We start from the raw sequence: 22,327 nt of genomic DNA, 5'->3' as shown, positions 1-22,327 counted from the left end.
GAATGTCAGAGGAAACAAATCGCCCGCGCGGCTGCCGTGCCGCAACAAGCGATGCCTCAGGACGTCCGGAGGGGGAGGAAGGCAGTGGTCATCGATTGTCTCCTTGCTTGCTGTAGTAGTTCGGCCGGGGGGTTGGCCGTGCGCTTTATATCGCAAGGTCGATGCCAGGTTTCCGCAACCCCTCAAACCGTTGTTTTCATTGTATTTCTCATAATGCGGCAGGCAAGGAAATCCGGCTTTCCGGATTTCCGGAAAATATCCGTCCGGGGATTCGGACGGATTGGCGCATTCTTCCGATGAATCAGTGCCGCACGGCCTCGCCCGCCAGCACCCCCGTCTGCGCATAAAACTCCTGCTGCGCGAACGCAGCGCGCTCGCGTCGCGCACGCTCGCCGCGATCCGCGAGCGAGCCGACGACGATCCCGACGAACGCGAGCGGCACCGACACGAGCGCGGGGTTGTCGAGGAACACCGCCGCGTGCGCGTGATGCAGCACGTCGACCCACACCGACTTCGACAGCACCGTGAGCGTGACCGCCGACACGAGGCCGAGGCCGCCGCCGAGCACCGCGCCGCGCGTCGTCATCCCGCGCCAGAAGATCGACATCGCGAGCACCGGGAAATTCGCGCTCGCGGCCACCGCCGCGACGAGGCCGACCATGAACGCGACGTTCACGTGCTCGAACAGGATCGACAGCCCGATCGCGACCGCCGACAACGCGATCGTCGCCGCGCGCGAGATGCGCATCTCGAGGCGCTCGTCGGGCTTGCCGCGCGCCCACATCTGCGCGTACAGGTCATGCGAGATCGTCGTCGCGCCGGCGAGCGTGAGGCCCGCGACCACCGCGAGGATCGTCGCGAACGTGACCGCCGCGATGAAGCCGTAGAACCAGTTCCCGCCGACCGCCTGCGCGAGCTTCACCGCGACCATGTTCGAGCCGCCGAGCAGGTCGTGCGTCAGGTTGAAGGAACCGTCGGCGCCCAGCTTGAAGAATTCCGGATGCTGCGCGAGCAGCACGATCGCCGAGAAGCCGATCACGAAGGTCAGCAGATAGAAGTAGCCGATGAAGCCGGTCGCATAGAGCACCGACTTGCGCGCCTCCTTCGCGTTCGGCACCGTGAAGAAGCGCATCAGGATGTGCGGGAAGCCGGCCGTGCCGAACATCAGCGCGATGCCGAGGGACAGCGCGTTGGCGGGATCGCGGATCAGCTTGCCGGGGCCCATGATCGACAGCGCGCCCGGATGCACGGCCACCGCGCGGCGGAACATCTCGTCGACGCTGAAGCCGAATTCGGCGAGCGCGAGCAGGACGAGCAGCGTCGCGCCGCACAGCAGCAGCACGGCCTTGATCACCTGCACCCAGGTGGTCGCGGTCATCCCGCCGAAGAACACGTAGACGACCATCAGCACGCCGACGATCAGCTCGGCCGTGCCGTACGACAGCCCGAACAGCAGCTGGATCAGCTTGCCCGCGCCGACCATCTGCACGACGAGGTACAGCACGACGATGGTCAGCGAATTCGCGGACGTCAGCAGCCGGATCGGCCGCTGTGCGAAACGGTACGCAACGACGTCGACGAACGTGAACTTGCCGAGATTGCGCAGCGGTTCGGCGATCAGGAACATCACGAACGGCCAGCCGACGAGAAAGCCGATCGAGTAGATGAGCCCGTCGAAGCCGAACATGAACACCATCCCCGACAGACCGAGGAACGACGCGGCCGACATATAGTCGCCCGCGATCGCGAGCCCGTTCTGCAGCCCGGTGATGCCGCCGCCGGCCGTGTAGAAGTCGCGCGTCGAGCGCGTGCGGCGCGCGGCCCAGCGCGTGAGCGCGAGCGTCGCGAACACGAACGCGAAGAACATCCCGATCGCGACCGGGTTCAGTTCGACCTTGTCGGGCATCGGGCCCGCGACCGATACCGCATGCGCGGCGGAGGACACGAGGGCCGCGGGAACGGCAAGCGCGCGGAGCGCGATCGAGGTACGTCGCATGTCGGCCTCCTTCACGAACGCTGCAGGAGCGCGTCGACGCGGCGGTCGAACGCACGGTTCGCGCGCAGCACGTAACACGCGGTCAGCCCGATCGCGACCAGGATGATCGCGACGCCCGCGGCGATCCCGACCGTCGTCGTCGCGCCGCGATACAACGGCGCCGCGAGCACGTGCGGCGCGAGCGCGACGAGCAGGATGAAGCCGTAGTACGTGGCGATCATCAGTGCCGTCAGCGTGAAGCTGAAACGGCGCCGCGCACGCACGAGCTGCTGGTAGTCGCGGCGCGCCGTGACCGATTCGATAAAGGAAAGCTCCATGGTGTCTCCATTTCCAACTCGTCATTGCGAGGGTGTTGTGTGGAATGGTCGGCGCGCGTCGACTCCCCCGCCCGCGCCGTGGCGGCAAATCGAATTACACGACGCGATCCGCGCGAAGCCGCGCGACCTCGTCGGCCGACATCCCGAGCCAGCCGCCGAGCACATCGTCCGTATCGGCGCCGAGCACCGGCGGCGCGCCGCGCACCGGCAGCCGCGCGCCGTCGAACCGGTACGGCGGCGCCAGCACGTCGACGCCGCCCGCGACCGGATGCGGCTGCCGCGTCACGAGCCCCGCGCTCGTCGCGCGTTCCGACGTCAGCGCTTCGTGCAGCCCGAGCACTTCGCCGCACGGAATGCCCGCGTCGGCCAGCGCTGCGAGCAATGTCGCGCGCGAACGGCGCGCGAGTTCGCGACGAATCTCGGGCAGCAGGTCGGCGCGGTTCTCCGAGCGGCCGAGGTTGGTCTTGTAGCGTTCGTCCGCGGCGAGGTCGGGCCGCTCGATCGCGTCGCAAAAGCGCGCGAACTGCGTGTTGTTGCCGACCGTGATCACGAGCGGGCCGTCGGCCGCGTCGAACACGCCGTACGGCACGATCGACGGATGCGCGTTGCCGTAGCGCGGCGGGTCCTCGCCCATCAGCAGCGCGTCGAGCCCGTAGTACGCGGTGATCATCAGCCCGCAGTCGAACAGCGCCATCTCGATGCGCCGCCCGCGCCCCGTCGCATGACGTTCGTACAGCGCCGCGAGGATCGCCTGCGCCGAATACATGCCGGTGAACAGGTCGACCGCCGCGACGCCGAACTTCAGCGGCGGCTGGCCGGCTTCGCCGTTCAGCGCCATCAGCCCGGCCTCGCCCTGCACGACGAGGTCGTAGCCGGGCCGCGCGGCCTCGGCGCCCGAGCGGTCGTAGCCGGAGATCGCGCAGTGCACGAGGCGCGGGTTCAGTTCGGCCAGCGCGTCGTAGCCGAGCCCGAGTTTCTCCGCGCCGCCGAACTTGAAGTTGTGAAGCACCACGTCGGCCTGCGCGGCCAGCTCGCGCGCGAGCCGCCGCCCTTCGTCGGTCTGCAGGTCGAGACAGATCGAGCGCTTGCTGCGGTTCACGCTGTTGAAGTAGGTCGTTTCGGTGTCGCCGATCCTCAGGCCCCAGTCGCGCGTGTCGTCGCCGCGCACCGGATGCTCGACCTTGATCACTTCCGCGCCGAAATCGGCGAGCACCATCGCGCACCACGGCCCCGCGAGCACGCGCGAGAAGTCGAGCACTTTCACGCCGGCCAGCGGCAAAACGCGCGATTCGTTCGTCATCCTTGTCTCCTCCATTCGCGTCGTTCGTCTTTACTGTTTCGACAGCGCGATGTAGCGCGCGAGATGGTGATCCTCGTCGCCGAGCTGGTGATCGATCATCACGAGGCGCTTCGCGTAATGCGACAGCGGCAGCTCCCATGTCATCCCGATCCCGCCGTGCAACTGGATGCTCTCCTCGGCGACGAGCGTGCCGATCCGCCCGATGCTGAATTTCGCCGCGGCCAGCGCGCGTTCGCGCACCACGCGCGGCGCATCGAGCTGCGCGGCCGCGTTGATCACGGCCGAGCGCGCCTGCTCGACTTCGAGCAGCAGGTCGGCCATCCGGTGCTGCAGCGCCTGGAAACTGCCGATCGGCAGCCCGAACTGCTTGCGCGTGCGCAGGTACTCGAGCGTGTGCTCCTTCGCGACGTCCATCGCGCCGAGCGCTTCCGCCGACAGCGCGAGCAGCCCGTAGCCGAGCACGCGTTCGAGCAACTCGGCGCCCGCTTCGCCGTCGTGCGCGCCGAGCGCCGCATCGGCCGGCAGCACGACGCGCTCGAAGCGCACTTCGGCCGCGCGGCCGCCGTCGATCTTCCGGTAGTCGCGCAGCGACACGCCCGGCGCGTCGGCCGGCACGACGAACAGGCCGATGCCGGCCGCGTCGTCGTCCTGCCCGGACACGCGCGCGCTGACGACGAAGAACGCCGCCTGCGCGGCCTGGTCGACGACGCCCTTCGCGCCCGTGAGCACCCAGCCGTCGCCCGAGCGTTCGACGCGCGTGCGCACGGTCGTCAGTTCGTAGTGCGAGCCCGGCTCGTCGTGCGCGAACGCGGCGCTCGCGCTGCCGTCGATCAGCGCGGCAAGCCGCTCGCGATGCGCGTCGCCGCCGGCGAGCGACAGCGCGCGGCCCGCGAGCAGCGCGCCGAGGAACGGCTCGACGACGAGCCCGCGCCCGAGGCATTCGAACACCACGGCGATGTCGAAGCCCGCGCCGCCGAAACCGCCGTCGGCTTCCGAGAACAGCGCGCCGACCGTGCCGAGTTCCGCAAAGCGCTGCCACATCGCGCGATCGAAGCCCTCGGCCGACTGCGCGATGCGGTCTCGCACCGGGAACGCATACTGTTCGGCGATGAAGCGGTTCAACGTGTCCGCCAGCATCCGGCGGTCTTCTGTGTGCTGGAAATCCATCGTCGCGCTCCTCGTTACAGCCCGAGCATCATCTTCGCGATGATGTTCTTCTGGATCTCGTTCGAGCCGCCGAAGATCGACAGCTTCCGGTTGTTGAAATACTGCTGCGCGGCGCTCGCCGCTTCGTCCGGGCCGACCGGCTCGCCGTCGTAGTCGGCATCGAGCGCCTCCTCGACGAACGGCTGCGCGTACGGCCCCATCGCACGCCGCATCAGCGCGGTGATCTCCTGGCGGATCTGCGTGCCGCGGATCTTCAGCATCGAGCTTTCCGCGCCCGGCACCCCGCCGCCCGCGACCGCCGCCAGCACGCGCAGGTTGGTCGTGCGCATGTTCTCGAGTTCGATCTCGACGCGCGCGATGCGCGCCGCGAAGAACGGGTCGTCCGCGAGCGGTCGTCCGTTCTTCGTGACCTTCGCGGCAACCGCGCGCAGCCGGTCGAGCGCGGCCGTCGAGAAGCCGATTCCCGCGATGTTGGTGCGCTCGTACGTGAGCAGGTATTTCGCGTAGGTCCAGCCGCGGTTCTCCTCGCCGACGAGGTTCTCCGCCGGCACGCGCACGTCGGTGAAGAACACCTCGTTTACTTCGTGCTCGCCGTCGAGCGTGATGATCGGGCGGACCTCGACGCCCGGCGTGTTCATGTCGATCAGCAGGAAGCTGATGCCTTCCTGCTTGCGCACGTCGGTCGCGGTGCGCACGAGGCAGAAGATCATGTTCGCGTAGTGGCCGAGCGTGGTCCACGTCTTCTGGCCGTTCACGATGTAGTGCTCGCCCTGCGCGTCAAGCCCGCGCACCGCGCTCGTCTTCACCGACGCGAGATCGGAGCCGGCGCCCGGCTCCGAATAGCCCTGGCACCACCAGTCGGTGCCGTCGAGAATGCGCGGCAGCCAGCGGCGCTTCTGCGCTTCGTCGCCGTACTTGATCAGCACGGGGCCGAGCATGTTCACGCCGAACGGCACGATGCGCGGCGCACCCGCGAGCGCGCACTCGTTGTCGAACAGGAACTTCTGCGCGACGCTCCAGCCGGGGCCACCGTACTCGCGCGGCCAGTGGCTCGCGAGCCAGCCTCGCGCGTTGAGTGTCGCGTGCCATTCGCGCATGTCGTCGCGCGTGAGATGCAGGCCGCCCTTCACCTTGCGCGCGATGCGCTCGGGCAGTTCGGCTTGCAGGAAGCGCTGCACTTCCGTGCGGAAGGCTTCCTCTTCGGGAGTGAAATTGAGGTCCATCGTCAGTCCGTGGCGAATGCGGTTGGCGTTCAGTCGAGGCGGTTCAGGCTCGCGAAATCCGCGCCGCGCGCGACGAGATCGACGAGCAGCGGCGACGGCTTCCAGAACAGCGGATCTTCCTTCGCGAACGCGCGGATATCGGCGAGCACGTTCGCGAGGCCGACCGTGTCCGCGTAATGCATCGGGCCGCCGCGATAACGCGGGAAGCCGTAGCCGTACAGGAACACCGCGTCGACGTCGAGCGGGCGCAGCGCGATCTTCTCGTGCACGACGTTCGCGCCTTCGTTGATCATCGCCGCGAGGTAGCGGCGCATGATCTCGTCGTGGGTAAACGTGCGCGGTGCGATGCCCTTCTTCGCGCGCTCTTGCGCGACGATCGCCTCGACTTCCGGGTCCGGCGTGCCGACGCGCGCGCCGTCCGGATACAGGTAGTAGCCGCGCGCCGTCTTCTGCCCGAACCAGCCGCGCTCGCACAGCCGGTCGGAAATCTCCACGTAGCGCGCGCGCGGGTCGCGCGTCGCCGCGCGGCGCTTGCGGGTCGCCCAGCCGATGTCGCCGCCGGCGAGATCGACGACCTGGAACGGCCCCATCGGGAAGCCGAATTCGCGCACCGCGCGGTCGATCTGGTACGGTGACGCGCCGTCTTCCATCAGGTAGTCGGCCGCCGTGCGATAGACGGCGAGGATCCGGTTGCCGATGAAGCCGTCGCACACGCCGGCGCGCACCGGCGTCTTCTTCAACTGCTTCGCGAGCGCGAACGCGGTCGCGACCACTTCGGCGCTCACGCGCGCCGGCACGACGATCTCGAGCAGCTTCATCACGCTGGCCGGCGAGAAGAAATGCAGGCCGATCACGTCGGCCGGCCCGTCGATGCTCGCGGCGATCTCGTCGATGTCGAGATACGACGTGTTGGTCGCGAGCACCGCACCCGGCTTGCACGCGCGCGCGAGTTCGGCGAACACGGCCTTTTTCACGGCCATGTCCTCGAACACGGCCTCGATCACGACGTCGGCCTGGGCGAGCGCGTCGTACGACGTGCTGCCCTTGAAACGCGCGAGCCGCGCGGCGTGCGCGGCCGGTGTCATCCGCCCTTTCGCGACGAGGCCGTCGTACACCTTCTCGACGTGCGCGCGGCCGCGCGCGAGCGACGCTTCGTCGCGTTCGATCATCGTCACTGGCAGCCCGGCATCGAGCGCCGCGACCGCGATGCCCGCGCCCATCGTGCCGCCGCCGACCACGCCGATCCGCTCGACCGGCCGCGCGCTCGCGCGACGTGCCTCGGGCACCTTCGCCGCTTCACGCTCCGCAAAGAAGGCGTGCACGAGGCCCGCGCGCTGCGGGCTGTCGATGCACTGCAGGAACAGGCTGCGTTCGAGCTTCATCCCCGCGTCGAACGACTGCGTGAGCGCGGCCTCGACTGCGTCGACGATCTTCGCGGGCGAGAAAAGGCCACGCGACTTCTTCGGCAGATCGGCCCGTGCCGCGTCGATCGCGGCCTGCGCGGCCGCGCGGTCGGCCAGCCCCTGCGCGTCGCGCGTGCGGCGCACCGGTGCGCCGAGCGACACGAGTTCCTGCGCGTAGGCGAGGCCTTCGGCGAGCGTGTCGTCGCTGTGTGCGACGCGGTCGACGAGGCCGAGCGCGAGCGCTTCGTCCGCGCTCGCGTGGCGGCCCGTCAGCATCAGGTCGAGCGCGGCCTTCGCGCCGATCAGGCGCGGTGCGCGCTGCGTACCGCCCGCGCCGGGCAGCAGGCCGAGCGTGACTTCGGGCAGCCCGAGCTTCGCGCCGGGCACCGCGAGCCGGTAATGCGCGGCGAGCGCGACTTCGAGGCCGCCGCCGAGCGTCGCGCCGTGCAGCGCGACCACGACCGGCTTCGCGCTGGACTCGATCCGCTCGCACACGTCGGGCAGCGACGGCGGCACGGGCGGCTTGCCGAATTCGCGGATATCGGCGCCCGCGATGAAGTTGCGGCCGGCGCCGACGATCAGCACCGCGCGGATCGCGTCGTCGGCCTGCGCGGCGTCGAGCGCGTCGGCGAGGCCGCGCCGCACGTCGGCGGACAGCGCGTTGACGGGCGCATGGTCGATCGTGACGACGAGCACCTTGTCGCGCCGCTCGCGCGTGACGGTGCCGGCCGGGCCGGTGGGGGAAGCGGGTGAGTTCATCGTGTCTCCTTGACGCGGCGGCAGGCGCGTGACGCCGGTTCGTGGCTCGCGGCCACGCGAGCGGCGCCGGGGCGCCTGCCCCGGTCCCGCACGAAGCGGGACAAGATCCGGCCGTACGCCGGGCATGACCCGATTCTCGATTGATCGAGATTCATTGACAATTCCCTCCCGCTTTTACAAGCTGTCAAGTCTGACTTGACACTGAATGCTTCCGACCGTTAAACGGGACGGACCAGGAGACGCGACGCATGGACCTGAACGCGCTGACGCTGCTCGTCGAGATCCTCGACGCCGGCAATCTCAGCAAGGCCGCGCAGCGGCTCAAGATGAGCCGCGCGAACGTCAGCTACCGGCTGAACCAGCTCGAGCGCTCGATCGGCCAGCAGCTCGTGCGGCGCACGACGCGTCGCATCGAGCCGACCGAAATCGGGCTGAAGCTGTACGAGCACGGGCGGCGCATCCGCAACGAACTGCTCGCCGCGCAGGAGTCGGTGACGACGCTCGGCCAGGATCTGCAGGGCCGCGTGCGGCTGTCGGTGCCGAGCGGCTACGGGCAGATGGTGATGTCCGACTGGCTGCTCGCGTTCAAGCGGCTGCATCCGGGCATCGTGCTCGACGTCGTGTTCGAGAACCGCGTGGAAGACCTGATGCGCGACGAAATCGACATCGCGGTGCGCGTGATGCCCGAGCCGCCGCAGAACCTCGTCGCGCGCGACATGGGCGCGGTGCGCTACGTCGCGTGCGCATCGGCCGCGTTCGCGGCCGAGCACGGGATGCCGGCGAGCCTCGGCGCGTTGTCGGCCTCTCCCGTCGTCACCGCGACGGTGATGGGCCGGCAGCTCAGGATCGCCGCGTATCTCGGCGACGAGCGCCACGAGGTGCTGCTCGAGCCCACGCTGATTTCGGAGAACTTCCTGTTCCTGCGGCAGGCGATCCTCGGCGGGATCGGCGTCGGCATCGTGCCCGACTACGTGGTGCAGGACGACATCCGGCGCGGCACGGTCGTCACGTCGCTCGACGCGTACCGGCTCAGCATCTTCGGCACGCACATGTACATGCTCTACATGCCGAACCGGCACCACACGCGCGCGACGTCGACGTTCATAGAGTTCATCCTCGAACAGGCCGGAAAGACCGGCCGGGGCGGGCCCGGCGCGATGCGTCAGGGTTTCCTGTCGGGTGACAACCCGCCGGCCGCGCGGCGACAATAGCGCGCCGGGGCGGGCAGCCGCGTTGCGCCGGCATCGTCGCCTCCTTCGAATTCACTGCTGCCGAGGGTTCAATGTTCGACCGGATTCGTCCGCATTCGCGCTCCTGGACGCTGCTCGCCGCCGTCGCGCTCGTCGCGTTCAACGCCGGCTGCACGTCCCCGTCCACGCCGCCGTCGGGCGCGGTGGTGCCCGTCGCCGCCGCATCGGGCGCCGCCGTGCCGCTGCCCGGCGTCCATGCGCCCGAGCTGTCGTCCGGCTGGACCGACAAGCCGGGCTGGACCTCTCAGCACTTCATGATCGCGGCCGCGAATCCGCTCGCGACGCAGGCCGGCTACGACATGCTGAAGGCGGGCGGCACCGCGATCGACGCGGCGATCGCCACGCAGATGGTGCTCGCGCTCGTCGAGCCGCAATCGTCGGGAATCGGCGGCGGCGCATTCATGCTGTACTTCGACGGCAAGGCGACGCAGGCGTACGACGGCCGCGAAACCGCGCCGGCCGCCGCGACCGACCGCCTGCTCTACGGGCCGACCGGCCAGCCGATGAGCTTCTACGAAGGTGTCGTCGGCGGGCGCTCGGTCGGCACGCCGGGCGTGCTGCGCATGCTCGATGCCGCGCACCGTGCGCACGGCAAGCTGCCGTGGCGCCGGCTGTTCCAGCCCGCGATCCGGCTCGCCGAGCGCGGCTTCACGATCAGCCCGCGGCTCGCGACGCTGATCGCCAACGACAAGTACCTGAAGAACGACCCGGCCGCGCGCGCGTACTTCTACAACCCGGACGGCACGCCGAAGGCGGCCGGCACGGTGCTGAAGAACCCCGCGCTCGCGACCGTGCTGCGGCAAGTCGCCGACCGCGGCGCGAACGCGTTCTACAGCGGCGCGATCGCGCGCGACATCGTCACGAAGGTGCGCAGGCACCCGACCAACCCGGGCCTGCTGTCGCTCCAGGATCTCGCGCGCTACAAGGCGAAGGTGCGCGCGCCGCTGTGCGCGGATTACCGGCGCTCGGTGGTGTGCGGGATGCCGCCGCCGTCGTCGGGCGGCCTCGCGATCGCGCAGATGCTCGGCATCCTCGAAGCGATGCCCGACTGGCAGCAGATCGGCGCGCAGAAGCCGGTGCGCAACGACGTCGGCTACGAGCCGACGCCGTTCGCCGCACACCTGTTCAGCGAAGCCGGGCGGCTCGCGTATGCGGACCGCGCGCGCTATGTCGCCGATCCCGATTTCGTGCCGCTGCCGGGCGGCAGCTGGGCGAGCCTCACCGACAAGACCTATCTCGCGCAGCGCGCGCACCTGATCGGCGACAGCAGCATGGGCGTCGCGCAGGCCGGCACGCCGCAGGGCGCGACGCTCGCGATGGCCGACGACCGCAGCCCCGAGTTGCCGTCGACCTCCGACATCGCGATCGTCGACCGCTACGGCCAGGCGCTGTCGATGACGACGAGCATCGAGGATGCGTTCGGATCGCGGCTGATGGTGCGCGGCTTCATGCTGAACAACCAGCTCACCGATTTCTCGTTCGTGTCGAACGACAACGGCCGGCCGGTCGCGAACCGCGTGCAGCCCGGCAAGCGGCCGCGCTCGGCGATGTCGCCGGAGCTCGTGTTCGACAAGAAGACGAAGCAGGTGACGATGATCGTCGGCTCGGCCGGCGGCCCCGCGATCATCAATCACGTCGCGAAGACGCTGGTCGGCGTGCTCGACTGGGGGATGACGATGCAGCAGGCGATCGCGCTGCCGAACTTCGGGTCGATGAACGGGCCGACGCAGCTCGAACGCGGCCGCGTGTCCGATGCGCTCGCCGACGGGCTGAAGGGCCGCGGGCACGACGTGCGGGTGGTCGAGATGAACTCGGGGCTGCAGGGGATCCAGCGGCTGAACGTGCAGGGGCAGACGGTATGGTTCGGCGGGTCGGATCCGCGGCGGGAAGGGATTGCGATGGGAGAGTGAGGGTGGCGGGCCGTGGCGGCACGCGGACGTCGTCCGCGCGCCTGCGTGGCGTCAGCCCCTTCCCTTCCACGGCACGATCCGCCGCTCGACCCACCGCATCGCGAGGTCGAACAGCCAAGCGATCGCGCCGATGATCAGGATGCCCATCACGACGATGTCCGTGCGCAGGAAGCTCGACGCGTTGAGCACCATCTGCCCGAGCCCGGCCGTCGCGGCGACCATCTCGGCCGCGACGAGCGTCGTCCAGCCGAATCCGATCGCGATCCGCAGCCCCGTGAGGATCTCCGGCAGCGCGGCCGGCAGCACCACGTGGCGCACGATCTGCGCGAAGCTGCCGCCGAGCGAATACGCGGCGTTGATCTGCTCGACCGTCGCCGCGCGCACGCCGGCGCGGGCCGCCATCGCGATCGGCGCGAAGCACGCGAGGAAGATCACGACGAGCTTCGCCGTTTCGTCGATGCCGAACCAGATCACGACGAGCGGCAGGTACGCGAGCGGCGGCAGCGGCCGGTAAAACTCCAGCAGCGGATCGAGCACGCCGCGCGCGATGCGGCTCACGCCCATCAGGATGCCGGCCGGCACACCGATCGCGGTCGCGAGCAGGAACGCGCCGAACACGCGCGCGGCGCTCCACAACAAATGCTCGGACAACGGCAGGCCGCCCTGGATGCGGCCGTGCCATGCGTCGACGAATGCCGTCCACACGGCTTCCGGCGCGGGCAGGAACAGCGGCGGCAGCCACTGGCGATGGGTGGCGACCCACCACAGCAGTGCCAGTGCCGCGACCGTCGCCGCGCTCAGCCCGGCCGTCTTCCCCTGCCCCGGCAGCCGGTAGCGATGTGATGCGCGAGCCGGACGCGCCGCGTGACGCCGTTGCGTCGCGCGTTGATCCTGCCCGGGCTCCGCGGCCGTGCGATCGGCCGCCCAAGAATCCTGCGTGCTCATGCTGTCCTGCCTGTGCAAGGTGCTGATCCGACCGCGTCCGACCGACGCGCCCTGTCGCGCGAGTTCGTGCATCACGCCACCGCCTCGGCGGCCTCGTCGCGATGCAGGTACGCGATCAGCCGTTCGCGCCATGCGATGAAATCCGGTGAAGACTTCACCGCGCGCGCATCGCGCGATTCGACGTAGCGGCGCGCGAACGGCAGTTCGAAGGTTTCCGCGATCCGGCCGGGGCCGGGCGTCATCACGACGAGACGCGTCGCGAGAAACAGCGCCTCCTCGACATCGTGCGTAATGAAGAACACCGTCTTGCCGGTGCGTGCCCATACGTCGAGCACGAGCGCCTGCATCGTGCCGCGCGTCATCGCGTCGAGCGCGCCCATCGGCTCGTCCATCAGCAGCACGCGCGGGTCGCTCGCGAGCGCGCGCGCGATGCCGACGCGCTGCTGCATCCCGCCCGACAGCTCGTACACGCGCGCATGCGCATGCCTGTCGAGCCCGACGAGCGCGAGCATTTCCCGCGCCCGCGCTTCGCGTTCGGCCTTCGACACGCGTGCGAAGCGCAGCCCGAGCGCGACGTTGTCGAGCACGTCGAGCCACGGCAGCAGCGCGTATTTCTGGAACACGACACCGCGATCGGCGCCGGGGCCCGTGACCGGGACGCCGTCGACGCGCACGTCGCCGGTCGTCGGCGCGACGAAGCCGGCCATGCAGTTCAGCAGCGTTGTCTTGCCGCAGCCGGACGCGCCGAGCGCGACGACGAATTCACCGGCCTCGATGCGCAGGTCGACGCGCGCGAGCGCCTGCGTCGTCGGCCGGCCGCGTTCGCCCGGATAGTCGACCGATACCTGACGGACTTCCAGCGTGCTCATGTTCAGGACTCCGCGACGGGTGGGTGGCCGCGCTCAGCGCGCCGCCTTCTGCACGAACTGCGGATCGACGCCGGCCGAGTAGTCGGCGAGCACCGTCTGGATCGTGCCCTGCGATTTGAGGAACGTGGCCGTGGCCGCGAGCGATTTCGCGGCGCCCGACTGCGCACCGCCGCCGAGCCACGTCGGCGACGCCTGCTCGGCCGGCGTCGGGAACGCGTAGAGCGCGAGGCTGGCCGGTACGTCCTGCGCGTTCGCGCCCGACACCTTCGCGACCGCCGCGACCTGCGGCGAGCCGACCTTCCACGCGGCAGCGTGCGCGCGATAGTCGGCATCGGCGGCCGCGAGCACCTTCACGAAGCGCGTGACGAACTCGGGGTTCTCGCGCGCGAACTTGCGGCTCACGACGAAGCCGTCGAAGGTCGCCTTGCCGCTTTCCTTCGCAACCTGGCCCGACGTCGTGAGCACGGTGCCCGACTGCTTGACCTTCGCGAGCACCGGATCCCAGATGTAGGTCGCGTCGATGTCGCCGCGCGCCCACGCAGCCGCGACTTCGGGCGGACGCAGGTTGACGATCTTCACGTCGTTCGGATTGACGCCCGCGGCCTGCAGCGCGACGAGCGTATGGAAATGCGACGTCGACACGAACGGCACGCCGATCTTCTTGCCCTTCAGCGCGGCGATGTTGGTGACGCCCGAACCGTTGCGCGCGACGAGCGCCTCGGCGTCGTTGATGTTGTCGAGCACCCAGAACAGCGAGATGTCGAGCCCCTGCGACAGCCCGGCCGCGATCGGGCTCGAGCCGGCTTCGCCGAGCTGCACGGAGCCCGATGCGAGCGCACGGATCACGTCGGCGCCGCTGTCGAGCTTGCGGAATGTGACCTTGTAGCCGGTCGCCTTTTCGACTTCACCGCTCGCCTGCGCATAGCGCCACGGCACGACCATGTCCTGGTACGCGATCACGACTTCGCGCGATTCGGCGTGCGCCGCGCCCAGCGCGGCAAAGGCGGTCAGCGCGACGACGGCGCGGCGGATGAAGCTGAAACGGGACATGCGGCTCTCCTTCGAATGCGGGCATTGCTGCGGGAGAGCCGACTATAGGAGCTTTGCGCGCGGCGGGAGCGAACTTATCCTGCGAAGCTATCGATGCTGTTTCAGCTTTGCTTTTCATGCTCGACCGGATTGCGTGTCCGGTCGGGTGGCGATTGCCGTGCGAATGCGCGGGCGGCGGCCGCACCAACGAAAAAGCCCGCATCGCTGCGGGCTTTTTTCGGGTTCGTCAGAGGTCGACGAAGCAAGGGGGCTCAGACCACCCCCGCCCCATGCGCCTGCAGGTCGGCGTGATAGCTCGACCGCACCATCGCGCCGACGGCCGCGTGCGTGAAGCCCATCTTGTACGCCTCTTCCTCGTACATCTTGAACGTATCGGGATGCACGTACGCGCGCACCGGCAGGTGGTGCTCGGACGGCTGCAGGTACTGGCCGATCGTCAGCATGTCGACGTCGTGCGCGCGCAGGTCGCGCATCACCTGCAGGATTTCCTCTTCGGTCTCGCCGAGGCCGACCATCAGGCCCGACTTCGTCGCGACGTCCGGATGCAGCGCCTTGAAGTCCTTCAGGAGATTCAGCGAGTGCGCGTAGTCCGAACCCGGGCGCGCTTCCTTGTACAGGCGCGGCACCGTTTCGAGGTTGTGGTTCATCACGTCCGGCGGCGCGGCGTTCAGGATCGAGATCGCGCGGTCGAGACGGCCGCGGAAGTCCGGCGTCAGGATCTCGATGCGCGTGTCCGGCGACTGCGCGCGCGTTTCGCGGATGCACTCGACGAAGTGGGCGGCGCCGCCGTCGCGCAGGTCGTCGCGGTCGACGCTCGTGATCACCACGTACTTGAGCTTCAGCGCGGCGATCGTGCGCGCGAGGTTCTTCGGTTCATCCGCGTCGAGCGGATCGGGACGGCCGTGGCCGACGTCGCAGAACGGGCAGCGGCGCGTGCACTTGTCGCCCATGATCATGAACGTCGCGGTGCCCTTGCCGAAGCATTCGCCGATGTTCGGGCAGCTCGCTTCCTCGCACACCGTATGCAGGTTGTGCTCGCGCAGGATCGTCTTGATCTCGTTGAAGCGCGAGCTGCCGGTGGCCGCCTTCACGCGGATCCACTCGGGCTTCTTCAGCTTTTCGATCGGAATGACCTTGATCGGGATGCGCGCCGTCTTCGCCTGCGCCTTCTGCTTGGCGGTCGGATCGTAGGCAGGGGTCGCGGCCGGATCGGCCGGTGCGGGGGAAGCGGTAACGTCAGTCATTCGAATGTTGTTCCAGTGCCTGCGGCTTGTCGGCGGCCGCGGATGCGCCGTCGAAGTTGGCGATCAGACGGCGCACCAGCGTATGGGCGACGTCGTTCCAGTCGGCGGCAACCTCGAGGCTCGCCATGTCGACAGTTTCCAGTCCGGCATAGCCGCACGGGTTGATCGCAAGAAACGGGCGCAGATCCATCTTCACGTTCAGGCTCAGCCCGTGATAGCTGCAGCCGTTGCGGATCTTCAGGCCGAGGGCCGCGATTTTCGCGCCCTCGTGCGCGCCGGACGCCACGTAGATCCCGGGCGCGCCCGCCTTGCGTACCGAAGCGAGATTATACGCCGCGAGGGTTTCGATCACGGCCTCCTCGATCTTCGTCACGAGCGTGCGCACCATCAGCTTGCGCCGGCGCAGGTCCAGCAGCAGGTAGGCGACGATCTGGCCGGGGCCGTGGTAGGTGATCTGCCCGCCGCGGTCGACCTTCACGAGCGGCACGCCGCTGTCGGCCACCAGCAGGTGGGCCGGGTCGCCGGCCTGGCCGAGCGTGTAGACGGGCGGATGCTCGACCAGCCAGATCTCGTCGCCGGTATCGGCCGTGCGCGTGTCGGTGAACGCGCGCATCGCGTCGAAGCTCGTCTCGTAAGTCTCGACGCCCCGCCACCGCACGGTGACCGGCGGGGCCGGCTGATCCGGGGACCCGGCGGGCGATGCGGAAACGGCAACAGGCGTGGACACGATGGAAACCGGCGAAACGGACATGGGCGGTAGTTTACCGAAAACCCGTCGGTCTCGCCGGCCTCGGAGGGGGGACGGATCGCCGGTATCCGTCGGAGGAAATGATGGTCAGACGGTGCGCCATCCGTCGTGGAGCAGCGCGCTCACGCGTTCGCGCAGCCGTGCCAGCCCGCCGAGCGCGACTTCCCGGGGCGGCCGCGACACCGAGAACGCCACGCGCGCGCCCTCCCGGCCTTCCGCGCTGAGCCACAGCCGCTCGCCGCGGCGCAGCTTCAGCGTCTCGCCGTCGACCAGGAAGTAATCGTCGACGTCGTTGCTGCGCGTCGCCCACACCGGCCCGCACTGCACCACCAGCCGCGTGCTGCGTTGTACCTTCAACGGCACGGTTTCGCCCATCGGGATTTCGAACGTGATGCTTGAAGAAATTTCTTGCATGATCGACTCCGCCAATAAGTGCTTCGATGGCTACAATCGTAGTCACTTCAAGGCGTCCGACAAAACGACCAATTTTCACGTCGATGTGAGGAAAATTAGCAAATGGACCTCCGCCAGCTGCCTGCGCTGAACGCGATTCGCGCGTTCGAAGCCGCCGCCCGTCACGAGAATTTCTCGCGCGCCGCCGACGAGCTGTACGTCACGCACGGCGCGGTCAGCCACCAGGTGCGCGCGCTCGAGGAAGAGCTCGGCGTGCAGCTGTTCACGCGCAACGGCAAGCGGCTGTGCCTGACCGACGCCGGCATGCGCTACGCGCAGCAGATCCGCACCGCGCTGATGGTCATCGCCGACGCGACGCGCGACGTGCGCGCGAGCGACCGCGACCGGCGGCTCGTGGTATCGATGCTGTCATCGTTCGCCGCGCGCTTCATCACGCCGCGCATCGGCTCGTTCATCGAACGGCATCCGGAAATCGACGTCGAGCTGCAGTCGACCAACTCGCTCACCGATTTCGCGCGCGACGACGTCGATCTCGCAATCCGCTTCGGCCACGGCAGTTATCCGGGGCTGCATGTCGAGCCGCTGTTCGACGAAGTGTTCTTTCCGGCGTGCGCGCCGACGCTGAACGGCGGCAAGCTGCCGCAAACGCCCGCCGATCTCGTGCACTACAACCTGCTGCGCTCGGACGACGAGCTGTGGCGGCCGTGGTTCGACGCGGCCGGACTCAAGACGCTGACCGAGCCGAAACGGGGGATTCTGTACCAGGATTCGTCGAACCTGCTGCTGGCCGCGATCGACGGCCAGGGCATCGCGCTCGTGCGCCGCTCGCTCGCGGTGCACGACCTGCTCGACGGGCGCATCGTGCGCCTGTTCGACATCGACGGGCCGAGCCCGTGGCACTATTTTTTCGTGTGTCCGCCGCCGCTGCTGAACGCGCCGCGCGTGCAGGCGTTCAGGACCTGGCTGCTCGAGGAAGTCGCCGAATACAAGCGGCTGTGCGACGAGCTGGACGCGCGGCGCGCGGCGGGGAAGACCCCCGCCGAGTGCGCGCAGGAAGGAGGATGGAAGGCGCTTAAAGTACGACCTTGACCATCGGATGGCCGGTCAGTGCGCGGTAGATGTTGTCGAGCTGTTCCTGGCTGGTCGCCCGCACGGTGATCGTGAGGCCCGTGTAATTGCCGCCGCTCGACGCGCGCTCCTCGATCTTCTCGACGTCGATCTCGTTGTCGTGAACGGCCACGACCTTGAAGATCGTGTCCTTGAACTCGGGGTGCGCCTTGCCCATGATCTTGATCGGGAAATCGCACGGAAACTCCAGCAGCGACTCCTTCCGGGTATCGATCGCGCCGGTCACCTCGATGGTTTTGGTCGGTTCGCTCATCATTTTCTCCGGGTTAGGTCAAACTGTTCAAACTCGCGTGCCTTCGCACGCTGGTACGCGTCATACAACGCCGCGAATACGGGGCCCGGCTTGCCGCCATGGACGGGCAGATCGTCGAGCGACGTGACGGGCAGCACTTCCTTCGTGGCCGACGTGATCATGATCTCATCGGCCGCGCGCAATTCCACTTCGCTGATTTCGCGCGCGACGAACGGGATCTTGCATTCGTCGGCCAGCTCCTCGATCAGCGCGTAGCGGATCCCTTCGAGGATCTTGTTGCTGCGCGGCGGCGCGAGCAGCTCGCCGTTCTTCACGATCCACACGTTCGACGACGAACCTTCCGTCAGGTTGCCGTCGCGCAGCTGCAGCGTCTCGAACGCATCGCGTTCGGCCGCATGCTGCGCCATCAGCACGTTGCCGAGCAGCGAGATCGACTTGATGTCGCAATGCAGCCAGCGGCGGTCCTCGGCCGTCACGCAGCGCACGCCCTGCGCGCGTTCGTCGGCGGACGGCAGGCGCAGCGGGCTCGTCATCACGAACACCGTCGGCACCGCATTCGCCGGAAACGCGTGGCCGCGCTTCGCGACGCCGCGCGTCACCTGCAGGTAAACGAGCGCGTTGCCGTCGCCGAGCCCTTCGGCATTCGCCGCGACGACGCGCTCGATCAGCGCGCGCCAGCCCGCGTCGTCGTGCGGGCTGGCGATGCCGATCTTCTTCAGGCTGCGCTCGAGCCGCGCCAGATGCTGCTCGATCCGGAACGGCACGTGCGCGCCGTCGTGCGCATAAACGGGGACAACTTCATACACGCCATCGCCGAAGATGAACCCGCGGTCGAGCACCGGTACACGGGCTTCCGACAGCGGCACCATTTCCTCCTGCGACGACACGCTGAGGTAGACGATCGGTTCGAATTCGGCTTGGCTCATGGCTATGACAGATGGGGATGAAGTCGTGAAAACAAAGGCCCGTCGTGCTTACTTCTTCTTGCTGAACATCAGCAGGATCGAGTCCCAGATACGCCCGAAGATACCCGCTTCCGGCACGGCCTGCAGTGCGACGACCGGGAATTCGGACAGCGTCTTGCCGTCGGCGACGATCTTCACGGTGCCGACCTGCTGGCCTGCCGCGAGCGGCGCGATCAGCGGCGCGTTGACGTCGACTTCCGTCTTGACCTTGTCGCCGAGGCCGCGCGGCACGGTCGCCCACTGGTCGCCCTTCACGCCCACCTGCACGGTGTTTTCCTTGCCCTTGTAGATGCGCGGCGTCGACATCGCCTGGCCGCCCTTGAACAGGCGCACCGAATCGAACGCGCTGTAGCCGTAGTTCAGCATCTTCATGCTGTCCTGCGTGCGCTCGCTTTCCTTCTGCTCGCCCATCATCACCGACACCAGGCGGCGCTGGCCGTCCACGCCCGGGATCGCGCGCTTCGCCGACGCGATCAGGCAGTAGCCGGCTGCCTGCGTATGGCCCGTCTTCAGGCCGTCGACCGTCGGATCCAGCCACAGCAGGCGGTTGCGGTTGCCCTGGCGGATGTTGTTGTACTTGAATTCCTTCTCCGAGAAGATGCTGTAGTACTGCGGAAAATCGCGGATCAGGTGGGCGGACAGCTTCGCGAGGTCGCCGGCCGTCGTGTAGTGGTTCGGGTCGGGCATGCCGTTCACGTCGGCGAAGTGCGTGCCCTTCATGCCGAGGCGCGCCGCCTCGTCGTTCATCATCGTGACGAACTGCCCTTCGCTGCCGCCGACCAGTTCGGCCAGCGCGATCGCGGCGTCGTTGCCCGACTGGATGATCATCCCGTACACGAGGTCGTGCACCGACACCGGCTTGTTCGCCTCGATGAACATGCGCGACTCGTCGCGGCCGACGCGGCGCACGGCTTCGCTCGGCGTGACGATCTGCTCCATCGAGATCTTCTTCTTGTCGAGCGCCTCGAACACGAGGTACGCCGTCATCAGCTTCGTCAGCGATGCGGGCTCGACGCGCTCATCGGCATTGCCCGACGCGAGCACCGTGTTGCTGGTCGCATCGACGAGCACCCACGAGCGCGCATTCACGCCCGGCGGCGGCACTGCGCCCGGCATGTAGGTCGCGGGCGCGCCGGTGAACTGCTCGGCGGCCGGCGCCGCATGCGCGGCCTTGGCCTTGGCGGCCGGCTTGGCCTCGGCGACGACGATCGTCGACGCGAGCGCGACAGGCAGCATCACGCCGAGCGCGACGTTGCGCGCGGCGGTGCCGAAGGCGATGGAGGAAGCGAGGGACTTGAGGCCTTGGGAAGACAGACGCATGATCGATTCAGGCTGATGGCAGAAAGTGCGGTGCGAAACGCGCAGGGTTGAACGGCAAGGCGGCGGGCGTTTCGGGCACTCGCCCGAAATCGTCGGGCGACGCGAAACGCGCCGGTTGGACTCGTGCGGACGCGTTCGGTTCGCGGCCGTCGCGAGCGGGCGGACAGGCGGCGAAACGAGCGCCGCATGGGCCCAGCCGGGCCGCGGGCGACGCGGAATCCGGCCATTATACGTGGCCGCGCAGCGCGTTTTCGCGAACCTGGCGCAGGATCGCCGTCCGTATTCATCGGTCGTGGGGTGCCGGCAAGCCGCGCGTCATCGCACGCGAAGGTGTGCGAAAGGTGTGCGCAGGCGAAGGAGAAGTCGGGTCGCGCCGCACGCCGCGGCGCGATGTCGCGAGAGGGGAAACGCGCATCCGGCGCCGGCCGGAGCGCGTGCATGCAACACCGTGCGGGCCGCCGGCGTCACGCCGGCCTCCCGCGCGCCGGCTAACGCCAGGCGTCGACGATGATGCGTTTGAGCACGTGCAGCTTGCGATGCAGGAAATGCTCGGCGCCGGGGATCACGACGACCGGCAGTTCCTGCGGCCGCGCCCAGTCGTACACCGACGCGATCGGCACCGTGTCGTCGGTTTCGCCGTGGATTACGAGCGTGTTCTCGGGCACGTCGGCCACCTGCCAGCGGCTCGCTGCCGTGCCGACGAACACCATCCGTTCGATCGTCCCGCCCGCGTCGCGCAGCCGCTTCGCGACGTGCGACAGCACGAAGGTACCGAACGAGAAGCCCGCGAGCACGAGCGGCAGGTCCGCATACGCGGGCTGCGCGCGCATGTGCGCGAGCACCGCGAGCAGGTCGTCGGCCTCGCCGGTGCCGTTGTCGTGCACGCCCTCGGTCGCGCCGACGCCGCGGAAGTTCGACCGAAACACCACGTAGTTCAACTGCACGAGCGTGCGCGCGAGCGTTTGTGCGACCTTGTTGTCCATCGTGCCGCCGAACAGCGGATGCGGATGCGCGACGAGCGCGATGCCGCGTGGCGCGGCGCCGCCTTCGCGCACGGCATCGGGGAGGTCGACCGCGATTTCGATCTGCCCGACCGGGCCCGCGATCAGCGACTTCTGCGTGTGAACGTTCATTCGGCCCGCCCGCTCAGATCTTCAGGCGGTCGACGACCTTGCCGTCGCGCAGGTGCGATTCGACGATTTCGTCGATGTCGGCCTGGTCGACGTACGTGTACCACGTGCCTTCCGGATACACGACCATCACCGGCCCTTCCTCGCAGCGGTCGAGGCAACCGGCCTTGTTGATGCGAACCTTGCCGGGCCCCGCGAGGCCGAGCTCCTTCACGCGCTTTTTCGCGTATTCCTGCATGGTCTGCGCGTCGCATTGCGCGCAGCTCGGGCGTTCGGCGCCCGGTTCGCGCTGGTTCAGGCAGAAGAAGACGTGGTGCTGGTAGTAGGAATCCATGGTGGTGGCGAGCTGACCGGCGCGAGGCCGTGCGGAAAGAGGAGCGGTTGCCGCTGCGCGGGGCAACGGGCGTGTAGTGTTCGGTGCCAGGCGGCGCTTGCGTGCCGGCGGATTCGTGCTCGCGGCAACGCGCAAACCGCAGCGATGCCTGGCGGCATCGCGAGGATTTGCAACGCGGCCACGGGTGCGAAGGCGCCGCACACAAGTGCCGATTGGTGCCGAACACTGCACTCGTGCGGACGATTATAACGAGGGGCGCACGCCGCTGCCCGCGGTACCGCCGCGGCCATCGCGGCGTAACCGCCGCAGCCTTCGCGTCAGCGGCGCAGCACGGCCGGCAGCCACGCGTGCTCGACGCGCTGGCCGAGCCAGATCAGCGCCGCGTAGGGCCAGATCCACGCGAGCCAGCGTGCGAGGCTGTTGAAGTGCACGTAGCGGCCCTGCCGCCAGCCCGACAGCGTGAAGTCGAAGAACGGGTTGACGGGCAGCAGGTTCACGAGCGCCACGCCGGCCAGCAGCGCGAGCGCCGCCAGCGTCGCGCGCCACGTCGCCGGCACGTGCAGCGCGACGAGCGCGGCCGCGAAGCCGAGCTCGATCCCGAG

20 protein-coding genes and 1 pseudogene are annotated in these 22,327 nt (G+C 68.5%); 3 read left to right on the top strand and 18 right to left on the bottom strand.

The genetic code is table 11. From position 1 onward, the window contains the following. Positions 1-301: 301 nt before the first annotated feature. The 6 genes from DPV74_RS20915 to DPV74_RS20890 all read right to left on the bottom strand — a co-directional run bounded on the left by DPV74_RS20915 (position 302) and on the right by DPV74_RS20890 (position 8,165). Complete coding sequence (locus DPV74_RS20915; protein WP_119337882.1) at positions 302-1,996, bottom strand: cation acetate symporter; 1,695 nt, start codon at positions 1,994-1,996, stop codon at positions 302-304. 11 nt (positions 1,997-2,007) lie between these two features. Beyond that, positions 2,008-2,313, bottom strand: a complete 306-nt coding sequence (locus DPV74_RS20910; RefSeq protein ID WP_021157047.1) for a DUF485 domain-containing protein — start codon at positions 2,311-2,313, stop codon at positions 2,008-2,010. A 94-nt stretch (positions 2,314-2,407) separates the two neighbouring features. Further along, positions 2,408-3,613 carry a CaiB/BaiF CoA-transferase family protein gene (locus tag DPV74_RS20905; protein ID WP_119337881.1) on the bottom strand — a complete coding sequence of 402 codons (1,206 nt, stop codon included), beginning with the start codon at positions 3,611-3,613 and terminating at the stop codon, positions 2,408-2,410. Between the two features lie 30 nt (positions 3,614-3,643). Beyond that, positions 3,644-4,780, bottom strand: coding sequence for an acyl-CoA dehydrogenase family protein (locus DPV74_RS20900; protein ID WP_119337878.1), 1,137 nt, complete (start codon positions 4,778-4,780; stop codon positions 3,644-3,646). Between the two features lie 14 nt (positions 4,781-4,794). Then, the gene (locus DPV74_RS20895) at positions 4,795-6,003 is read right to left on the bottom strand and encodes an acyl-CoA dehydrogenase family protein (RefSeq protein ID WP_119337877.1); all 1,209 of its coding nucleotides are present in this window, start codon (positions 6,001-6,003) and stop codon (positions 4,795-4,797) included. A 29-nt stretch (positions 6,004-6,032) separates the two neighbouring features. Next, positions 6,033-8,165, bottom strand: a complete 2,133-nt coding sequence (locus DPV74_RS20890; protein WP_119337876.1) for a 3-hydroxyacyl-CoA dehydrogenase NAD-binding domain-containing protein — start codon at positions 8,163-8,165, stop codon at positions 6,033-6,035. Positions 8,166-8,413: 248 nt separating this feature from the next. Here DPV74_RS20890 and DPV74_RS20885 point away from each other — a divergent pair, with 248 nt between their 5' ends. Together DPV74_RS20885 and ggt are read left to right on the top strand one after the other, a co-directional pair. After that, on the top strand, positions 8,414-9,376 hold the full coding sequence (locus tag DPV74_RS20885; RefSeq protein ID WP_021157042.1) for a LysR family transcriptional regulator: 963 nt from the start codon (positions 8,414-8,416) through the stop codon (positions 9,374-9,376). 71 nt (positions 9,377-9,447) lie between these two features. Next, a complete protein-coding gene (ggt, locus tag DPV74_RS20880) occupies positions 9,448-11,325 on the top strand; it encodes a gamma-glutamyltransferase (protein WP_119337875.1) in 1,878 nt (625 codons plus the stop codon). A 51-nt stretch (positions 11,326-11,376) separates the two neighbouring features. On the opposite strand, the gene DPV74_RS20875 is transcribed toward ggt, so the two are convergent. From DPV74_RS20875 to DPV74_RS20850, 6 genes are all read right to left on the bottom strand, one after another. Beyond that, on the bottom strand, positions 11,377-12,342 hold the full coding sequence (locus DPV74_RS20875; RefSeq protein WP_027789034.1) for an ABC transporter permease subunit: 966 nt from the start codon (positions 12,340-12,342) through the stop codon (positions 11,377-11,379). Beyond that, positions 12,342-13,139, bottom strand: coding sequence for a taurine ABC transporter ATP-binding protein (locus DPV74_RS20870; protein ID WP_119337874.1), 798 nt, complete (start codon positions 13,137-13,139; stop codon positions 12,342-12,344). Before DPV74_RS20870 ends, DPV74_RS20875 begins: the two co-directional genes overlap by 1 nt. A gap of 33 nt (positions 13,140-13,172) precedes the next feature. After that, a complete protein-coding gene (gene tauA, locus DPV74_RS20865) occupies positions 13,173-14,189 on the bottom strand; it encodes a taurine ABC transporter substrate-binding protein (protein WP_027789032.1) in 1,017 nt (338 codons plus the stop codon). Between the two features lie 251 nt (positions 14,190-14,440). Next, positions 14,441-15,433: a lipoyl synthase gene (gene lipA, locus DPV74_RS20860; protein ID WP_119337873.1), complete on the bottom strand. Its 993-nt coding sequence runs from the start codon at positions 15,431-15,433 to the stop codon at positions 14,441-14,443. Then, positions 15,426-16,184: a lipoyl(octanoyl) transferase LipB gene (gene lipB / locus DPV74_RS20855; RefSeq protein ID WP_119337872.1), complete on the bottom strand. Its 759-nt coding sequence runs from the start codon at positions 16,182-16,184 to the stop codon at positions 15,426-15,428. Before lipB ends, lipA begins: the two co-directional genes overlap by 8 nt. An 84-nt stretch (positions 16,185-16,268) precedes the next feature. Beyond that, complete coding sequence (locus DPV74_RS20850) at positions 16,269-16,595, bottom strand: DUF2917 domain-containing protein (RefSeq protein WP_059697016.1); 327 nt, start codon at positions 16,593-16,595, stop codon at positions 16,269-16,271. A 102-nt stretch (positions 16,596-16,697) separates the two neighbouring features. Between DPV74_RS20850 and DPV74_RS20845 the strand changes: the two genes are divergently transcribed. Then, positions 16,698-17,684 (top strand): transcriptional regulator GcvA, encoded by a 987-nt coding sequence (locus DPV74_RS20845; protein ID WP_059697008.1) that lies wholly within the window; start codon positions 16,698-16,700, stop codon positions 17,682-17,684. Here DPV74_RS20845 and DPV74_RS20840 read toward each other — a convergent pair. From DPV74_RS20840 to DPV74_RS20815, 6 genes and pseudogenes are all read right to left on the bottom strand, one after another. Next, positions 17,668-17,976 (bottom strand): YbeD family protein, encoded by a 309-nt coding sequence (locus DPV74_RS20840; RefSeq protein ID WP_011353335.1) that lies wholly within the window; start codon positions 17,974-17,976, stop codon positions 17,668-17,670. The genes DPV74_RS20845 and DPV74_RS20840 overlap by 17 nt on opposite strands. Further along, positions 17,976-18,902 carry a D-amino acid aminotransferase gene (locus DPV74_RS20835; RefSeq protein WP_027789029.1) on the bottom strand — a complete coding sequence of 309 codons (927 nt, stop codon included), beginning with the start codon at positions 18,900-18,902 and terminating at the stop codon, positions 17,976-17,978. Before DPV74_RS20835 ends, DPV74_RS20840 begins: the two co-directional genes overlap by 1 nt. A 48-nt stretch (positions 18,903-18,950) precedes the next feature. Beyond that, positions 18,951-20,261 carry a D-alanyl-D-alanine carboxypeptidase family protein gene (locus DPV74_RS20830; RefSeq protein ID WP_021157031.1) on the bottom strand — a complete coding sequence of 437 codons (1,311 nt, stop codon included), beginning with the start codon at positions 20,259-20,261 and terminating at the stop codon, positions 18,951-18,953. Positions 20,262-20,749: 488 nt separating this feature from the next. Beyond that, positions 20,750-21,394, bottom strand: a complete 645-nt coding sequence (locus DPV74_RS20825) for an alpha/beta hydrolase (RefSeq protein ID WP_027789027.1) — start codon at positions 21,392-21,394, stop codon at positions 20,750-20,752. A 13-nt stretch (positions 21,395-21,407) separates the two neighbouring features. Next, entirely contained in the window at positions 21,408-21,725 is a 318-nt protein-coding gene (locus DPV74_RS20820) for a ferredoxin (protein ID WP_011694422.1), read from the bottom strand. Positions 21,726-22,042: 317 nt separating this feature from the next. Continuing rightward, positions 22,043-22,327, bottom strand: a pseudogene (locus tag DPV74_RS20815) (teicoplanin resistance protein VanZ); the annotation flags it as partial.

It is taken from the genome of Burkholderia sp. HAN2018 (genome assembly GCF_024704855.1).
In the GTDB taxonomy this organism is placed as follows: Bacteria; Pseudomonadota; Gammaproteobacteria; order Burkholderiales; family Burkholderiaceae; genus Burkholderia; species Burkholderia cepacia.
Note: the sequence above shows the minus strand (reverse complement) of the source record. Positions and strands in the feature narration are given on the sequence as shown.